The organism is Chryseobacterium sp. 2TAF14 (genome assembly GCF_052115105.1).
GTDB lineage: Bacteria > Bacteroidota > Bacteroidia > Flavobacteriales > Weeksellaceae > Chryseobacterium.
This window is the reverse complement of the sequence record NZ_JBFRGA010000038.1, coordinates 1-17,278: the sequence shown is the minus strand read 5'-3', so window position 1 is coordinate 17,278 and position 17,278 is coordinate 1. Positions and strand designations below refer to the sequence as shown.

The 17,278-nt window shown below is 35.4% G+C and carries 16 protein-coding genes and 1 pseudogene; 1 reads left to right on the top strand and 16 read right to left on the bottom strand.

Annotated elements, in window-relative coordinates; all coding sequences use genetic code 11:
• Nucleotides 1-44 precede the first annotated feature (44 nt).
• From AB4Y90_RS06575 to AB4Y90_RS06560, 4 genes are all read right to left on the bottom strand, one after another.
• Nucleotides 45-1,052, bottom strand: a complete 1,008-nt coding sequence (locus tag AB4Y90_RS06575; protein WP_441556624.1) for a T9SS type A sorting domain-containing protein — start codon at nucleotides 1,050-1,052, stop codon at nucleotides 45-47.
• Between the two features lie 71 nt (nucleotides 1,053-1,123).
• Nucleotides 1,124-2,392 (bottom strand): hypothetical protein, encoded by a 1,269-nt coding sequence (locus AB4Y90_RS06570; RefSeq protein ID WP_441556623.1) that lies wholly within the window; start codon nucleotides 2,390-2,392, stop codon nucleotides 1,124-1,126.
• A gap of 372 nt (nucleotides 2,393-2,764) precedes the next feature.
• Nucleotides 2,765-6,052: a TonB-dependent receptor domain-containing protein gene (locus tag AB4Y90_RS06565; RefSeq protein ID WP_441556622.1), complete on the bottom strand. Its 3,288-nt coding sequence runs from the start codon at nucleotides 6,050-6,052 to the stop codon at nucleotides 2,765-2,767.
• Between the two features lie 45 nt (nucleotides 6,053-6,097).
• A complete protein-coding gene (locus AB4Y90_RS06560) occupies nucleotides 6,098-7,045 on the bottom strand; it encodes a FecR family protein (RefSeq protein WP_441556621.1) in 948 nt (315 codons plus the stop codon).
• Nucleotides 7,046-7,155: 110 nt separating this feature from the next.
• Here AB4Y90_RS06560 and AB4Y90_RS06555 point away from each other — a divergent pair, with 110 nt between their 5' ends.
• Nucleotides 7,156-7,779, top strand: a complete 624-nt coding sequence (locus AB4Y90_RS06555; protein ID WP_441556620.1) for an RNA polymerase sigma factor — start codon at nucleotides 7,156-7,158, stop codon at nucleotides 7,777-7,779.
• A 395-nt stretch (nucleotides 7,780-8,174) separates the two neighbouring features.
• On the opposite strand, the gene AB4Y90_RS06550 is transcribed toward AB4Y90_RS06555, so the two are convergent.
• From AB4Y90_RS06550 to AB4Y90_RS06495, 12 genes and pseudogenes are all read right to left on the bottom strand, one after another.
• Nucleotides 8,175-9,542: a DUF5458 family protein gene (locus AB4Y90_RS06550; protein ID WP_441556619.1), complete on the bottom strand. Its 1,368-nt coding sequence runs from the start codon at nucleotides 9,540-9,542 to the stop codon at nucleotides 8,175-8,177.
• A gap of 10 nt (nucleotides 9,543-9,552) precedes the next feature.
• On the bottom strand, nucleotides 9,553-10,017 hold the full coding sequence (locus tag AB4Y90_RS06545; RefSeq protein ID WP_441556618.1) for a hypothetical protein: 465 nt from the start codon (nucleotides 10,015-10,017) through the stop codon (nucleotides 9,553-9,555).
• A gap of 65 nt (nucleotides 10,018-10,082) precedes the next feature.
• Nucleotides 10,083-11,483, bottom strand: coding sequence for a type VI secretion system baseplate subunit TssF (locus AB4Y90_RS06540; RefSeq protein WP_441556617.1), 1,401 nt, complete (start codon nucleotides 11,481-11,483; stop codon nucleotides 10,083-10,085).
• A 127-nt stretch (nucleotides 11,484-11,610) separates the two neighbouring features.
• The gene (locus AB4Y90_RS06535; RefSeq protein ID WP_441556616.1) at nucleotides 11,611-11,754 is read right to left on the bottom strand and encodes a hypothetical protein; all 144 of its coding nucleotides are present in this window, start codon (nucleotides 11,752-11,754) and stop codon (nucleotides 11,611-11,613) included.
• 16 nt (nucleotides 11,755-11,770) lie between these two features.
• The gene (locus AB4Y90_RS06530) at nucleotides 11,771-12,199 is read right to left on the bottom strand and encodes a GPW/gp25 family protein (RefSeq protein WP_441556615.1); all 429 of its coding nucleotides are present in this window, start codon (nucleotides 12,197-12,199) and stop codon (nucleotides 11,771-11,773) included.
• A gap of 31 nt (nucleotides 12,200-12,230) precedes the next feature.
• Entirely contained in the window at nucleotides 12,231-12,923 is a 693-nt protein-coding gene (locus AB4Y90_RS06525) for a hypothetical protein (protein ID WP_441556614.1), read from the bottom strand.
• Complete coding sequence (locus AB4Y90_RS06520) at nucleotides 12,901-13,488, bottom strand: hypothetical protein (RefSeq protein WP_441556613.1); 588 nt, start codon at nucleotides 13,486-13,488, stop codon at nucleotides 12,901-12,903. Before AB4Y90_RS06520 ends, AB4Y90_RS06525 begins: the two co-directional genes overlap by 23 nt.
• Before the next feature lie 7 nt (nucleotides 13,489-13,495).
• Nucleotides 13,496-14,008, bottom strand: a complete 513-nt coding sequence (gene tssO, locus AB4Y90_RS06515) for a type VI secretion system TssO (RefSeq protein WP_441556612.1) — start codon at nucleotides 14,006-14,008, stop codon at nucleotides 13,496-13,498.
• 89 nt (nucleotides 14,009-14,097) lie between these two features.
• Entirely contained in the window at nucleotides 14,098-15,258 is a 1,161-nt protein-coding gene (locus AB4Y90_RS06510; RefSeq protein ID WP_441556611.1) for a hypothetical protein, read from the bottom strand.
• 10 nt (nucleotides 15,259-15,268) lie between these two features.
• Nucleotides 15,269-16,240: a TssN family type VI secretion system protein gene (locus AB4Y90_RS06505; RefSeq protein WP_441556610.1), complete on the bottom strand. Its 972-nt coding sequence runs from the start codon at nucleotides 16,238-16,240 to the stop codon at nucleotides 15,269-15,271.
• Nucleotides 16,237-17,172: a type VI secretion system baseplate subunit TssG gene (locus tag AB4Y90_RS06500; RefSeq protein WP_441556609.1), complete on the bottom strand. Its 936-nt coding sequence runs from the start codon at nucleotides 17,170-17,172 to the stop codon at nucleotides 16,237-16,239. The genes AB4Y90_RS06505 and AB4Y90_RS06500 overlap by 4 nt, the downstream gene beginning before the upstream one ends.
• Before the next feature lie 2 nt (nucleotides 17,173-17,174).
• Nucleotides 17,175-17,278 (bottom strand): annotated as a pseudogene (locus tag AB4Y90_RS06495) (C40 family peptidase); the annotation flags it as partial.

Below are 17,278 nucleotides of genomic sequence, written 5' to 3'. Positions count from 1 at the left end.
TTTTACAGTTTAACATACATCTGTTTTCCAGAATTAAATCTCATTTATTTTTTAATGAATTTGGTAGCGCTTGTTTTACCTTGAGAATTAATTGATAAAGTATAAACCCCTTTTGTAAGATTACCAACATTAATCTGACCGTTTGAAATTTCCTGCTTCAAAACCTGCTGACCTGTTGCGTTGTGTACCACTACAGAACCTTTTGTTATTCCTTTTAAATAAAGAACTTCAGCCACAGGATTTGGATATACCGCAAACGCTGCTTTAGATTTTAATTCTTGGGTAGATAAAGAAGTTTGCTGAGTAGCAAAGATCTGCATTTCATTAATTTGGAAAGTCAGACTTGAGTTTGTATTAAGGAAAGGTACAGTTCCAAATCCGATATTGTTTGAGAAGTTTCGGTTGTTCCAGATACCTATATAAATTTTCTGACCTGCATATTGTGAAAGGTTTGCTGTTGTCTGCGCAAACAAAGCATTATTTTCTGCAATATAATCTGCATTGGTGATGTTTAATCTTGGAGGCACTGCATTAGGATTAGTAGCATAAGCCGTCACAAAATTTGCACGTAACGCCTGAAAATCTGAAACATCGGGTACAGGTTTAGTAGGTGTACTTACATATACAAAAATATCTCTGGAGGTATTATTGCTTGCAGAAGTTGTGTTGTAAGTAATCACTCTACCGATCATGGCTGCTAAAGTTATATCTCCACCATAAGACGACAGATCAATCTCGGGTGAAATTGCCCAGTCTTCAACATCATTGTCATAGCCAGGTTTATAATTGGCAGGACCACCAGTAATATTAGGAATAAATGCAGTATGCCTTAAAACCTGCTCAGCAGGAACCTCAGTATATACATTTGCGCTTGTTGCGCGAACAAGTTGAGGACCTACATTCCATGTATTACTATTTCCATTTCCGTCAAAAAATCTCCACCCCGTTACTTCAGCCTGAGTGTTGAAGGTTGTTTCCCATGCCACATACAGGCTTTGTGATTTTAAACTGATACCTAAAAGTACCGCTAAGCTGATAATTATTTTTTTCATAATATTTAAATAAAAAAACAGGCAGCAGCTTAATGATGCTGCCCGTTAAAAATTAACATGTTAGTAAATGATTAAAAAGCGCTGTATTTTGTCCAAGCCCCGTTATTGTTCCAAGATCTAGGAGCAATACTCCAGCTTCCGCTGTTGAAGAATGGATTTCCTGTAAGGAAGAATGTTGCAGCCGGTGTACCTGTTGCAGTGTTAGCAATGGTTGGCGTACCCACTGTAGCATTAGTAAATCCGTGCACATAAATAGTTGAAAGGTTAACTGATGCCAAAGCAGAACCTGTACCTTCAACTCTGATACCTGTAGGATAACCGGTAACTAAAGCGTCATTAAGCGTTAAGTTTCCACGTCTTCTGATATGAATACCGTTTTCGTATAAAGCACCTTGTGTCCCATTTTGAGCACCAATGATAGTAAGATTGTTGATAATCGGATGAGTGATTAATGAAGTAACCGTACCACCAGCGTTGTTATCAAGCTCAATACCGTTAGAGTCCGGGCTACCACCACTCAAACTATGGGTAGAGTTGTAATCACCTAAAGCTAATGCATTCGTAATTGTTCCTGTATAACCGTTATCAAAATCAAAACCGTCATCATCCTGAGCAAAAGCAATAAGGTTAGACGCATTTACAGTTCCTCCAAACCATTCAAAAGCATCATCTTTTCCGTAAGATACCTGAATATGGTCTAATGTTGTTCCTGTACCAACGCCACCTAATGTTAAACCATTGATTTCATTTCCAGAATTGATTCCGATATCAAAACCTGCGTATTCAATACGAACATAAGTTAATGAACCACCGTCGTGAGCTGAATTTGTTCCGCCATAAAAATAGTTAGGACCTGATAAACCTTCAATTGTAGTATCTGTACCTGTATTTGTTGGTGCATCACCTAAAATAACTATTCCTCCGAAATCACCAGGAGCACCTACAGTTTCGTCATCACAATCCAAAAGGTTGTAACTTGTAAATACGATTGGTGCAGTAGCTGTACCGTTAGCAATTAACTCACCTCCTTTTTGTACAACCAATACTCCTGTAGCAGCACCGTTTGTACTAGGTTTTGCTTTGATGAATGTACCCGGCTCTATCGTCAATACAACACCATTYGGAATGTTTACAATACCATCAAGTTCCCAGATTTTATCTGCTGTCCAAGTTGTGGTTGTTAAATTTCCGGATACCGTTTGTACCGGTTTTGAACACTCTGCATAATCTGCTGATGCAGACTGCATTCCAAAGTTTGAATCTGCTTCGGCTAAAGAATCATTCTGGCGACATGCAGTTAAAGACAATGCTGCTACCGCAACTAGAAGAAAATTTCTCATAATATTAGTTATTTGGTTATTTTTGCAGCGGGCTCCGCAATATTATAGCCCGCAACAGATTAAATTCGGGGAGACAAATGCCTTTTTTGTCTCCCATTTGTTTTTTTGTGCTTCACATTTTCAATACCGAAAGGCACAACATTGAAAAGTGCTTTTACCAAATTACCTCATTAAAAACCGGCGCTTGACGAGTATGGTTGCTATCTTTTATAATCTCAAGGGTTCTCACTCCGAAAGGCGGGTTTCTTCAGGTAATATTGCTGTTAACAATGAACGCTGCTCTTATCAGCTTACGGGCCGATTATTATTTATTTTTATTTTAAAATCAGATTGATTACATTTTTCAACATAGATTTCTGATCCTTTTATTTTCTAAAATGTATAGCTTATGTTTATCCCGAAGGTTCTTCCTCTGTAGGCTCTGAACAATACTTTATCTATATTTTTGTCATATTTATCAGTAGCTCCCGGTATCAGATGCATCGATTCTCTGGTGGTAACAAAAGAACCGGGTGTAGCATCTGCTGCTGTGTAAGAGTTGTTGTTGTTGTAATATTCTATAACTCTGTTAAAAATATTTTTTGCATTAAGTCTAATTTCCAGATTTTTATCTTTAAGCATCTTATATGAAATCTGTGCATCGGCAACAGCATAAGGAAGCTGGATTTCTTCAGCATTGTAATCATAACCAACCRTAATATATTGCTCACCTTTGGCATTCCAAAGAAGATTGATTCCCAACCGATCGCTTTCATAAGACAATCCTAGATTGTAAGCCCATGGTGTTTGCCCGTAAAGTGGTCGTTCAACTTCATACGTTTCTGCACTGTTTTTTGTATCAAAACGGTTTTTAAAAGCAATTACCGTGGTTTCATTATAGGTAAAATTTCCACCGATAAAAAAATGTTCTAAAAAAGAATCTTTTACAATAAAACCAAGATTCTTTCTTAATTCCACTTCAAAACCTTTCAGTTTTGCATTTTTGGAGTTTCCGTTATAGAGAAATAAATTACCTTCATTAGAGATATACCCTTCACGCTCGATAGGTAGATCAAGATCTTTGTAATACAACCCTGCAGAGATAATTTCGCCTAATCCTGGAAACCATTCTACCTTGAAATCGTAATTTTTAATCACAGATGAGGTCATTGGTGTGTTATAGATAAGTCCGTTTGCAACAGGATCAAAATAAGGAAGTCCGGTTCTCTCATTAAACTGAGGGCGAATAACAGATTTACTGTAGGCCAATCTTAAATTAATTTTATTGGTCGGACTGTAGGTGAAATTAGCAGAAGGCATCCATTGCCACGCTTTCTCATCAACAGTTTCCCTATTCAGGTTTCTCGGATCTTCCTCATCAATTTGTTGAGAAAGCTGATCGTATTTGAAATATTCAGCTCTTACACCCCATACCAAACGGAACTTTCGCCCAAAACGGTTATCAAACATTAAATAAGGAGCATGCTGAGTAACCTTACCTTCATACTGATTATTTTTGTATAACGGACGGGTTTGCCAACCAATTCCACCCGGTACATATTGAGAACCGTCAAACCAGTTTGATAAAGGACCATACATCATCAGGAAGTTTTTTTCGGTACTTGGAACGTCTCTGTTTTCATCTACTCTTAAAAAGAATTTCTCCTGAAGGTTGGTGTTGTTTTTTACGGTTCCGGCGTAGCCTACTTTTATATCATTTCTAAAGTTGGTAAAGTTTAAGCTCCATTTGAAAGATGCTCCGAAATTATAATCGGTTTCTTTATTCTTTATAATCCCTCTTGCAAAATTATTTCCGGAATTATAAACCTTATGATACGTTAAAATATCTTTTCCGATAAAATCGTAGAATGTCTGATGCATTGTATAATCTTTTGTATCTGCTTCTACACCTGTTCTTGCAGCAAACCAGCTTAATTCTGTATTTCTTATTTTGTGGCTGCCTTCGAGCTTATTCTGTAACAATGTCTGATAAATAGGATATAAAGTCTGATCCGTATAAGGTCTGTCCATTCCAGGAAGCTGAGAAACATCATTGTTTGGAATGATTCCGTTATAAAAAAAGTTATAAGATGTTTCGGCATTCTCAGGCAATCCGCTTCCGTTGGTATATTCGTTCCATCCTGTCACACTCGTCAATGTATTATCATAAATATGAGTGTACGAGTTACGGAACGAAAATCTGCTTTTGCCTAATTGCAAACCAAAGTTTAACATTCCGGCTGCTGTCGAATTATAGTTATATGATGTTCCTTTATTTTTAAAATTATAAAATTTAAATACCGAATCATCATCTGTAAAATAGGTGGTATCTAGCCAGTTACCTCTTCCTGTATGGTCGATATTTAATCTGTTTTGTTCATTTCGGAAAGATACAGCACCGGCAAAACCCCATTTATTGTTATTTTTAAGCGGGAAACTTTTACCAAATGCCAGCTGGAAACTTGAGTTTAGATCTGCTTTTGTTTTAAAATTTGAAAAATTATCTTTAAACTGTTTCGACTGCTCAAAAAAGAGCGGGTTATTCCAGTCCATTGGCTGTAGCCCTTCCGGGAAAGCTCTCGTGCCGTCATCATATCCCCAATAATCGTACTTTCCTCGCTGTCGTGTAATGAATTCTTTAAATGTGGTAACATCATTGTAAGATGTTCCTGTATTAAAGGTGATAAAATCTTGGTTTGGAATGTCTTTGGTTCTTATTTCAACATAACCGCCAGCGAAACTTGCATTCATATCCGGTGTAACGGTTTTACTTACCACTACACTTTCTACCATCGCAGTAGGAATAATATCAAAAGAAAAATTATTACTGTACGCTTCTGTGCTTGGAAGGTTGATCCCATCCATTGCTGCTGTATTCCAACGTTCACCCATAGAACGTACAACAACATATTTGTTATCTACTGTCGTTACTCCCGTTACTCTTTTCAGGGTTGCACCTACATCACTGTCGGGAGTTTTGGAAATCTGCTCAGCCGAAATACCGTCACTCATTTGGGCTGCTTTTTTCTGCTGTATTAATAATCCTGCCTGTGTATCTTCTCTTCTTGTGCCTACAATTACAACCTCTTTTATAGAAGTTTCTTTATCTGAAAAAGGTTTTAAAGCAAATGATACCGTATTGGTTTCATTTTTATTTATGGTGAGCTTTTCAACGCGTAAAGTATTATATTGTTTGGCTACCACAGTAAGGGTGTATCTACCTGCAGCAATTTCTAACGAGAAATCTCCGTTGTTATCGGTAACCGCTTTTTTACCCGCCACCGTAATTTCTGCTCCAATGATGGGATCACCTACTTCATTAACGATTTTTCCCGATAATCTGCCGTCTCCAGAAACTATAGTTTTTAACCCGTTATATTTCAATGAAACCAGATTACCACGCATTCTAAATGCCACAGGTTGATTTAGCGTAATTTCCTGTAAACAATCATTAATAGAAATATTTTCACACTTAATACTTTTAACTTTCAGCCCTTTAAAATCTTCCTTAGAATATGTAAATCCCAAACCTGTTCTTAAAGCAAATTCATCAAGCGTTTTCACCAACGGACTACCTGCAGAGGCCACAAACGAAACTTTTTGTGTAAGTTCCTGCCCCTGTAATGATAGTGCAAAAAATACAGTTGCAACAGTAAGTCCGCATTTCATTTTTTTACTCATTATAATTGATTTCCTTATTGTTAGATTTTCTTATGAATTAGTTTTTTATTTTTTAAGCGTGTAGGTATTTGTATTGTGTTTTTCCACTTCAAGCCCGACTGCAAAGGCCAGGATGTCGATATTATCGTCCACACTTCCTTTAAGCTCGGCCGAAATCTTTTTTGAAGCGATCTCGTTAGGATAAATTATATTTATTTTGTAATGCTCTTTGATCACATTGATAATCTCACCGAAAGGAACTTCATTAAAGCTGAGAGATTCAATTACCGCAATTTGTTTTCCTGATTTTTTATCGGTCTTTTTTGAATAAATTGCCGCCGTGCGCGATATTCCGAAATTTGTCCAGACCTGGTTAGGTTTCAGGTAAGAAAGAGCTGTACCTTCATAAGAAACGGCTACTTTACCTTCATACAAATCGACAGATTTTTTATTTCCGGACTGTGAGATTTTAAATACTGTTCCTAAAACTTTGGTATTGAAGTTTTCAGCCTCAACAACAAACGGATGTATTTTTGATTTTGCTACAGAAAATATGGCATCACCTTTTAAGCTCACCAATCTGGTATCTTCAGGAAAAGATTTTTCTACCGTTAATTCAGCGCCTTTTAATAAGTTGACAATAGAACCATCTTTAAGAACTACTTTCAGACCGGAAGATTCTGCAAAATAAACATCAGGCTGGAAATATTTTTTGTAGACAGAAACGCCACTTAACGAAAGCAACAATACCAATATTGCTGCAGGTAAAAATTTAGCCATCTTAGCTGAGGTAAAATATCTGCCGGAAGTGGCGGTATCATTTTGATGTTTTATATTTAACAGTATTTGTCTTTTTGTATGGTTAAAATGGTGCGTATCTAAATCTTTTAATGCACTCTCCTCCAATAATTTTGAAAGTGCCGATTCGTCTTCTGTCAGTTTTTTGCCCGAAATTTCTCTGCCCCAAAAAAAGAAAATAAATGCTTGTAGTTTATTATCTTTATTATTTCTCATTCTGATAAGTTGTTTTATATTTTTCTTTGTTATTATTCGCCAATCTCCTACTGATTAATTCATTTAAACTTAACATTAAGATCCTATTTTTGTGGTGTAAAAACTATCCCATGAGTAAGACGGATTTGGTTCTTCTGAAAAAAATCAGAACTGGGGATCAGAATGCTTTTTCACTTCTGTATAATCGTTACTACGAAGGTCTTTACAAGATGGTCTTCGTAAGAACAAAAAATAAATACAGCACTGAAGAATTGCTTCAGAATTTATGGCTAAAAGTTTTTGAAAATCCAGAGTTTGTTCAGGTAGACGATGAAGAAAGTGCCAGAAAGTACCTGTTTCGATATATGCATTTTAGGGTTATTGATTCTTTTAAAGCAGAAAACAGTAATCCCGAAAATTTAGATATATCAGAAGATTTAGCAGATGATATAAGTGTTTCGGAGTATTTTGAAATTTTTGAGGAAAACGATATCCAAGAATTATTTTCTATGATTACAGAAGTTTTGTATGATGTGACCGATACAGAACAAAAAGTGTATGACCTGAGAATACGCCAAAACAAAACCGTTAAAGAAACAGCCCAAATATTGGGTATCAGCGATAAAACAGTGCATAATAAGCTGAGCAGTGTTCTTACAAAAATTCGTAGTAAAGTAGAACCAAAATACAAATCCTCAAAAAATCTGCTTTACCTTTTGATCTACATTGAAGCTGCTGCGGTTGTGAATTTTTAGATGAACTATAAAATTTTTTTGAACTATTTTTGATATTCTTTTTATAGTTAAATAAAGCTAAATGCTTCTCTGAATATTGAAAAGCTTTCAGCTACAGCATTATCATGACAGTTTCATTTTACCACTCATACTGATCCAATTTTTTTCCGACCATTTACGTAAATTCTGTACATGCATACTGTAGCCTTCTATCAGAATGAAAGACCAGTTGGTTATCATCTTGCAAGATTATCAAATCTCACTTAAAAAAACTAATATTCAACACCTTAAAAGAAACGCGGGAAATAATTCCCGCGTACCAAATCACAATCTAAGAAAACAGCAAGGAAATAATTTTTGAAAATTGTAGTAAAAAACAGCTTATTGTTTTTAATCCTATACTGTATCTTATATTTTTACTTCTGTTCGTATTCGGTTTCCCATTCGTTACCGTCATCTCCTTTGTGGCCATCCATTTTAATAAGGAAGTTTTTGGCCGGGAAATAAGGCTTCATATGGATATCCAAGTGAATCCTGTCTTTCTGTACAGGGTCTTGTTCGAACTTTCTGATCTCAAAATTTTCGATAAGCTTACCCGGACCGGTAATCCCGTCAAGAAAACGAACAATCTGGTTCATAATTTCTTTTCTTGTGACAGCGGTGAAGTTCTCAAATGCCCTTCTGTTCAAGAAATCCATCAATACTTTGGTGACATAATCGAAAACTCTTACTACCGAGTAAGTCTGAAGCCCCAAATTATCACCGTTGAATAAAGTTTTACCGGAAAATGCCATTACTTTTCCGTACTCGTTTACCATTGGGATCAATCCAAGATTTTCAAGATTGGCAATTTCACTTTTCTTAAGATCGAATTTTACACCATCTGTTTCATTAATGCCACCAAACTTTTTACCTGCAGTTACCTGAGACATCAGCGTATGATAGATTTTCCCTGCCAATGCAGCAGAAGGCGGAATGTAAAGATCTTCTATTTCGTTGATCTCTTCAAATCTTCCTCTTCCTACCAACCAGTTACAAGTCATCAAAACGTTTGCTCTGTAGACATCTCCACCCGTTAAATAAGCCTGATCAAACATTTCCATTACATCATCCGGCTCATCAAGGTGTTCGAAATCTGTAACCATCATTACTTTGTTTTCGTGAGCAAGTTTAGCCCATTTTTCTACCACCTTATTAGAACCCAAATATCCTGGAATTACAAGAATTCCATAGTTGTTTTTTAGATCTAATCTGTCGTAATTATCAGACAGTTCTGCGTGAATGGTATCAATGAAACGTGTATTATCAAGATCTTTCAGCTGCTCAAGGTTTGCATTCACAATTGTGATATTTTTCACCTTGTCAGATTCTGTATTTTTATAAAATAAAGCAGCGGTTCTGTAATTACCTTCAAGCTCTCTTGTAATATCAATTGCTTTGGATAAATTTTTTGAAAGCAAATCTTCCGATGATTTTCTTTGATCTTCACAGTTTGCTACCATATCTGTCAAAGATTCGTTATTGCTGAGTACGCTTGCCCAAAGCTCAAGCGTTTTTTTCAATGTCTCTCTTTCTTTTTCCTTACCCAGTTCTGTAAGGAAGATCTTCCTTCTTGCTTTCCTATCCGGATTGATGTTTTGCACCCCTTCGATAGATGTTTCCAGAAGATCAAAACCTCCGTATCTGGCTAATTTATTAAGGCTGCTTTCTAATGATGCAGCGCCTTTTTTTTGTTCTAATACAGGTGAAACATTTGCCTGTACAGATTCTTCTTGCTTTGCCATAGTTTGTGTTTTAGTTGTTATTTGTAGTATTGTTGCTTTCCAGCTCTTTAATTAAAGATTGAAGGGTATCGATCAATCCTTTCTTAGCATCAGGATCTTCTAATGCAGCCTTCAGAATCTTGTTTGTCTTCAGCTGTTTGATGATTTTCTGATACTGATCTTTTTCTGTTTCAAGACCACTTAAAAATCCGCTCTGGTTTGTAATTCCTTTAGTCCCGAAATCACCCAGGTTTTTAAATTTTAAGTTTTCCATTTTCACAGATCCGTTTGCGTCTTCAAAATCTACTTTTATTTCAGGTTTGAAATGCTCGAAAACTTTGTCAATTGTGGTAAGACCTTCTACGAGTTCAGGTTTTACAGGATCTTCTGCGGTCAGCTTTTGTGCTAAAAGCGTTCTGTTTTGAGGGATCTCAAAAATCGCCTCACTTGCGTTTAGTGGAACTTCATTTCCACCAATTCCTTTGTTTGTTAACATAAGTGTTTTTTTAAAGGGTTAATAAACGTTTTTAATTAATATCATAAATTTTTAAGGTGATATTCTTATTTTTCAAAAAGTCTGTAAGGGTAAATATTGGCCGAAGCATTTTTCAGTTTCAATAGAAAACTTTCACACAGATATTCCCATTCTGAAGCTTTTATCGATTCTTTTACTTCGGGATTCCTGATGAGGTAAATGTCAATCGTTCTGCTGAATCCTCCTTTCAGAGAGACTTCTTTTTTTGTTCCTTTAGAAACTTCCACATCTTTTATTGTATTTTTAAAATGATTCTGCCCAAAAACTCTTATATCTGCCACTGTCACGATCCTGCCTCTTGTCAGTAAAGAATTTCTGTATTCTAAAATTTTATCCTGTGGTGAAAGGCTTTTTCTTCCTCCCGCAGAAGATTTGATCATTATGGCAGTTTTATCCAGTGCCAAAGCATTCGAACCTTCCACCGTTAATACCGTTGCAGGCTTTATGTCGTTTCCTTCTTCTGCATGAGTAAGCCAGTACGAAATATTGCAGGCAATTTCAGAATCCTGAGAATCGGAAGTTATAACCAGATAAGGATTATTGACCTGAGAAAAACTTTTTTCTTTTGCCAATTGATGCAGAGCTGCGACATTCTGATTAATCTGCCTTAAAGTTTCTTTCGCCGAATCGCCGCCAATTCCTGAAAAAGCAGCCGTTTCATCTTTTATTAATTCTAAAAGATATTGTAAAAGTTCTGAAGCTCCCCGCTGGTCAAATCTCGAAACTCCTCCCCTTCTTAAAACAGCAGAAATACCATTGTTTTCAGTATAATTTTTCACATCAAACCTCCTTCCTTTATCATCAGAAACATAGTCCAGATCAAGGAAATGATCTTCAGACTGTATCGGGATAATGTTGAGTCTTCCGCTTACCCTGTGATAGGAAGTTACGTTATGTATATTCACCACCGGAATACAGTTGAGCGTGAGATTTACATTTTCTAAAACTTCGCTTACAACCGCTTCTGAAAACCTGAACTTCAGCCAAAAAATATCACTGTCTTCTGACAGTTTATTTTGCTTAAAATATTTTTCAAACAATTCTTCTTTTTCAGGCTTGTCTTCATGCAATAATTTTTCTTTCAATGTGAAAAAATTGGAGAAATAATACTGGTTGACATCTGCATAAATATGCTCCAGATCTGAATAATTTTTTGTAATGATGTTTTCGAGATTGATGCTTTCTTTTTCTACATTATAACCTTCCTGCAATGAAAATTTTCTTTCTCCAAAATAGATTTCTGCCTGCTTCAGATAATAAAAGAATAGTTCTTTCTGATAATTGTTATTGATATCGATATAAAACATCAGGTTTTCAAGATCGGTTTTTTCTTTGCAGCGGATTCCGACCCACATTTCTCCGGAAGGTATATGCTGTTCAGTTTTTGCGAGCAGATCTGTAAAAAAGAAGCTTTCAATGCGGTTCAAAGTATTTCCGTAAGCAATAAATTCTACTTTGGCGGTCGTAAGTTTGGCTTCAACAGTCGGACAAAAGAAAATATCCTTAGTTCCGGTTTCACTAGGATTAAAGACATTATGAATACGTTTGCTGGTTTTAAAATGATGATATGGCGATATCAGTAGCAGAAAGAAGAAGACTTATGATAGGATCAAAGGAAGTCTCTGTTTCCAGCTCGTTGTATCCCCAAAGTCTTGCGGCTCTTCTTAATATTCTGTCTTTTATTCTTTCCTGATTCATTAGTGATTTGTGTATTTTAATATGAAAGAGGCCCTACAAAAAAGGAATTCTGGAAAAGAAAAGATCTGTCGGTTTCCAAAACCTGTCCTTTCACAGAGATTATCACTCTTTTTTTCATTCTTCTTTTTCCAAAAGTTCCGAGGTTATGATCTTTAACAGAAACTTCAACGTCTTCAAGCAGAAGTCTTTTCTCATGCATTACAATCGCTTTTTTCATAGAATGGGTAATAAATTCCTTCAGGCTGTTATCGGTTTTCAGAAGATCAAAATCCATTTCCCATATTTCTACTCCGAAGGTTTCGTCAAACTTGCATTCACCTAAAGCGGTTGTAGAAATCAAAAAAATCTGCTGGCTTATAGAATTATCAATAGAAATTTTTTCGGCATCCTTTTTATTGATAAGTGCCTCAAAATCTAATGGTATTTTATAATAAATCCCTCTCATATTATTTGTGTTTTGCTAAAAGAGTAACTTTTTACAGATAGATCATTCTTTTAATATTCCCTTTATCATCATACTCGAAATTCTTGGCAACTTTCTGTCTTTTGATGATCTGCAATTCAACTTTTGGTGTCAGTTTTAAAAATTTTTCACGATACAAAATATCTCCTATAAAGCTTTTCCCATCATTGTTGTCGACAATCATAAAATATTGGGTTCCTGCTTCCGGCATTTCAAATTCGTTGATGTTCCCGGAATATAATATTACATTCCCGCCATTACCGGAAAGCTGATAGATCAGTTTATCCTGGTCAAGCTTGCGATGTCTGGAAATATCAAATTTTTCAATCTTTWCCATGAGTGGTTCGTAAGCAATATTTTCATACAAAAAAGAAGTTTTATCAAAACGTTTGATTCCTAAAAACGATAAAAAACTTTTTTTGACAGACGTTTTCACAAAGCTCAATGTATCGCGTGTTACCTGATAAGCCTCAGTTTCATTGGTTTTATCATCTGTTATCGTCATTTTATAAGTAGGAATTTCAACTTCTTTATCATTTATTTTCAAATAAACTTTTCCTGCTTCCTGATCAGAAATAATCAGCGAAATGGTATGCTTGCGAAGTCCCGAATCGCTGCGTACCACAATTTCGTCTCCTTTTTCATTGTCTGCAGACCCGGAATTGGAAATTCCCAGGTTCAGATTAAGTTCCGGAAGCGGGCTCATTTTTCTTTTTTTTAATTTTCACTTCGTTTGTTTTTTTAATTTTATAAACAGAGAGGCAATCTAACTGATTATCGATATCAATATTCTGAACTTCACTTACATACAGCTCATAATTTTTTTTATAAGTGTATAATTTCATCATATCAATATCATTGTGTCTCAGTTTTTCAAATTCTTTTTTGCTGAGCTGTTTTACAAAAAAACCATCACAATTCAGCTTGAATCCGTTTTCATAGGTTACAACCTCTCCTGTTTTAAAATAAACATCTAAAACCTTATCTTTTTTTACACATACATTTTTATCTAAAATCTGGATGTACATAAAGACTTTATTCTTTCTTTTCCCCAGTTGCAGCGTCGCATAAACATAATCTACGTTATTAACTCTAAGCTGCAATGAAGGTGTACTGGCAAATTCTTTTTTATCGAGTTTCTGCTTTGTCTGCACCACTCCGCAATCATAGCTGGGATATAATCCGGAGCTGTCTGGTACTATTTTCTTCTGGGCATTTGCCGAAAAAACGCCGATAAGAAAAATAATAAATATGAATAATGATTTTTCCATTTTCAAATTATTGAGCCTGATACAACTGACGACAAACATCAAGATCTGTCTTTATTTTGTCATATTCTTCCTTCAGAGTTTTATTAATCGTACTCAGACTATCCATTGTCATTTGGTTTCCGGATAGCTGTTTGATCTGCTTTTTCGCATCCACCAGATCTTTAAAGGTCATAATGGTGTTGTTGTACATAATTTTATTTTTCAGTGTGTCTTTCGGCAGTTGCTTGTACATATCTGCAAGGATAGACAATGACAATTTTTCGTTAAAAAAATCATTCTGACCGGGAACACCTATCGAATCTACTGCAGCTTTTACCTTTTCCAGCTGAAACGAAAATTTTTCCTGCGTTGCCATTTCTTTTTTCATTTTTGTATTTTCAGCCTTTAGCAAACTGTTTTCTTTAAATGGAAAATAGGCATTAAAAAATACCGCAATAAGCAAGATGACAACTGTGATCACGAAAAACAAAATGAAAAACGAGAAAGCTCTTGATCTTTCTTTTCTATTAAGGACTTCCATATATTTTAATAGTTTTATTGATGGTTGATAAATAGCGAGTTACATTTCATAAACTTATTATCAGCAATCATTTATAAATTGTTTAATTGTTAATCTGCCAGAAAGGTTCTGCTTCGTTTAGAATGGATAACCGAATCTCTGTCGTCTGTATTTTCTGAAACGAAAATGCTTCCGTCGCGTTTTTTACCGATATAATCTAATCTGTTAAGAACAGAATACAATTCTTCAAGTGTTTTCATAAAAGTTTTTACTTTCACAAGGGCTGCATCCATCTGGTTATGGTTATAATCTGTATTGATTACCTCAGAAAATATGGTTTCAAAATATCCCTGGCTTACATTACACCATTCAGCAAAATAATTAAGCAGCTCCTCTTTTCCGGCTCCGGAACGGGCGTCAATAAAGTTTTTCAGAACTCTTGCCAAAGCAATGACAGACAACAACATATTAGCCGGAGCAGTATGCGGAGAAAGCCATCTGAATCTGTTAATTTCCTGACCCAGATAATTCAGGGTTTTATCTGCCATTAAAGTCATCATTACAGCCAGTGAATTGCTTTGCTTTTTAACATGAATTTTTTGCTCGATCTGTACTGCATACAATTCTATCTGCCCATAAAAACGGTCAATTTCCACATAAAGATCCTGTAATTTTTTACTGCTGGAAACACTTACACAAGGCGGAATATAATCTTCATCGATCCTCGATTCACTTCCATTCACCAGAATTTTTCCTATTGTAAGATAACCTGTTCCAAAACCCAATGTATTTTTAAGTTCTTTTTCAGGAATCAGGTTTAATGAATATTCGGGTTGCGTATAAGGATATCTTGGCGGATTTTCTTCGGGATCCGGCTCTCCGAAAGGCATTCTTTTAAAATGGTTTACCGAAAGACAAGCCATCAGAATCAGGCTTTCATTCTCCTTTATTTCATAAACAGCTTCGGGATACGGAATTGATAAATTAATTGCTTCAGAACTTCCCGATCCGATATCTATTCTCGATCCGTTCGGTGTTATGGCATGACATTCTTCAACCTTTATTCTGAGTAATTTATGGTTATCGATAATTAAGTTCAACTTAATGGAATCATTGACCGGTAATAATCCGTAATTAATCATCGAAGTATGAACTCCGACTGCATCTCTCGCAGAATCGCTCACGAAATTCTGAACATCTGCGAAGTGGTTTTTATTGATTTTCATCCCGTCTATCCAGTTTACGGGGAAATGGTTTAATTTTTCTATCATTGTATTTTTATTATTCGGTTATAACTCTTTCATTATCTTTTTCTTTATCATATTCAAAATCCGGCTCACCATCCGTTTTTCTGTTACCAGACAGTTTCAACTCATTGGTTCTCATACAAAATATCACACTGTTTTCCTCAATTCCGTTCATATAAAGTGTAAGATCGGGATCAATATATTTTGTGGATTCATACCATTTTGGCTGTAAAAAGAAAACCCAGCTGTCAAGACCATTCGGACCTTCTATTTCGATTTGCTCTTCTGTATGCCTTTCATTATAATCGATTACAAAATTGTAAAAAAGCCTTCCGAAGTCTACTCTTGTAGGTCCTTTTGCACGGTAAACGCTGTATTTTTTTGCGTAACGGTCTTTATCCATCAAAAAAGTAAATACAACCAGATCCCGCATTTCTTCATCACTTACACCGGCAAGTTCTTTGTAATTTTCAGGAAATTGCCATGTTTTATAAACCTTCGGCGGAATTGCCATTGCTTTATTAAAAGTATCGTTTAAAAAAGTAGGGATGAAGAAGACTATAAAATGTCCGAGCATTAAAAATAAAAAATCAATTCCGTTCAGAAAGGTGTAAATAAGGATAAAAGGAATTGCTGAATAGGCAACCGCAATAAGAGCGAAGAGATATTCAATCCCATTTTTTTCTACTCCGAATTTTTTAAAATAACTTTTGTACAATGAGCAGTGGATAATGCCCATCACCAAAGAACAGATCTGATAAAATATAAACTCGTAAAGATTATTATCCTGAAAAAACTTATTAAATCCTAAAAAAGCAATGATAGAATAGATAAAAGCGACAGAAAAAAGGTAAGTATAAAACTTGCTCTTATATTTCTGCTTAAAATCTGGTGCTTTTTGAGAAAAAAGCATTGTAAGTATAATACTGACCGCTAAAAATATCAAAACAGCCACCAGTATTTTTGGATCAAATAAATTCGTAAAATATTTTTTCAATTGTGTCATATCCGTGTATTATATCCTAATATTGAGTTTTGTTGTGCGCTGAATTCAAAATTTTCTTTTTCCTTGAGAAGTAAAATTGTAGTTACTATTTCTACTTCGATCGGAAAAAAATATTCATAAAAAAGATCAACAAATCTTTTCATTACCCCGTCGTGTATGTAATCGGAAAAATTAGATCTTTCCAACGGACCAATCTGCAAATTGAAATGGCTTGAGTAATCGTCATAACTGTTTCCTGTAATAAGTTCCAATCCTAATCTGGATTCTCCGAGTAAAATACTCTGGTCTTCATCCTGATATCTTTGGTGACCATTATTATTGATCGTTACTTTTTCTTCAATCAGCGATGAAAGAATCTCGCAGGCAAGCTCTATATTGCCCACTATTTTGTAAGCATACGGAAGTATCCTGATAAATTTTGAAACCAAAATCGGAGGAAGATCTTTAGTTATTCCCCAAAAATTATAAAACATCTCCGGAGTTAAAAAACCATTAAGCTCTGATAAAAATTCCTGCTCAAACCCTTCTATTTCCACACCATAGCTGAATATCTCATTCTCAAAAGGCTGAAAAAACGTCCTTGCCGCTTTTTGTTGTTTTTTTTGAACCTGATATTCCCTTATCATTCTGTCTACATCTTTTTCGGGAGTATCGTTTCTTGGTGTATGCACCATATTTTCGGGCAGCATATCATAAAAACTGTCCCTTGAAAGCTCGAGTTTTAATAAATCCTTCGCATCAAAATCGTAATCTACAACATCAGTATTCAGAACATCAAACCGATACGCTCTGGAAAACTGGCCTTCTTTGGAAATAATATATTCTGATTCTGCAATATCATTATTTTTCAGAAGGTTATTGATGAGTACTTCAGCCCGAATATCGTACTGCAGAGAAGTAATCTGTTTTGCAAGGTTATTGAGTTTTTCCATGATCAGTCTTTTGGTTTTAATCTTCCGGCTGCGATATATCTCAGCTGGAAATATTCATCATTAAAATCATAAATATTAAGTCCTGTCGCTGTACATGCCAATATTC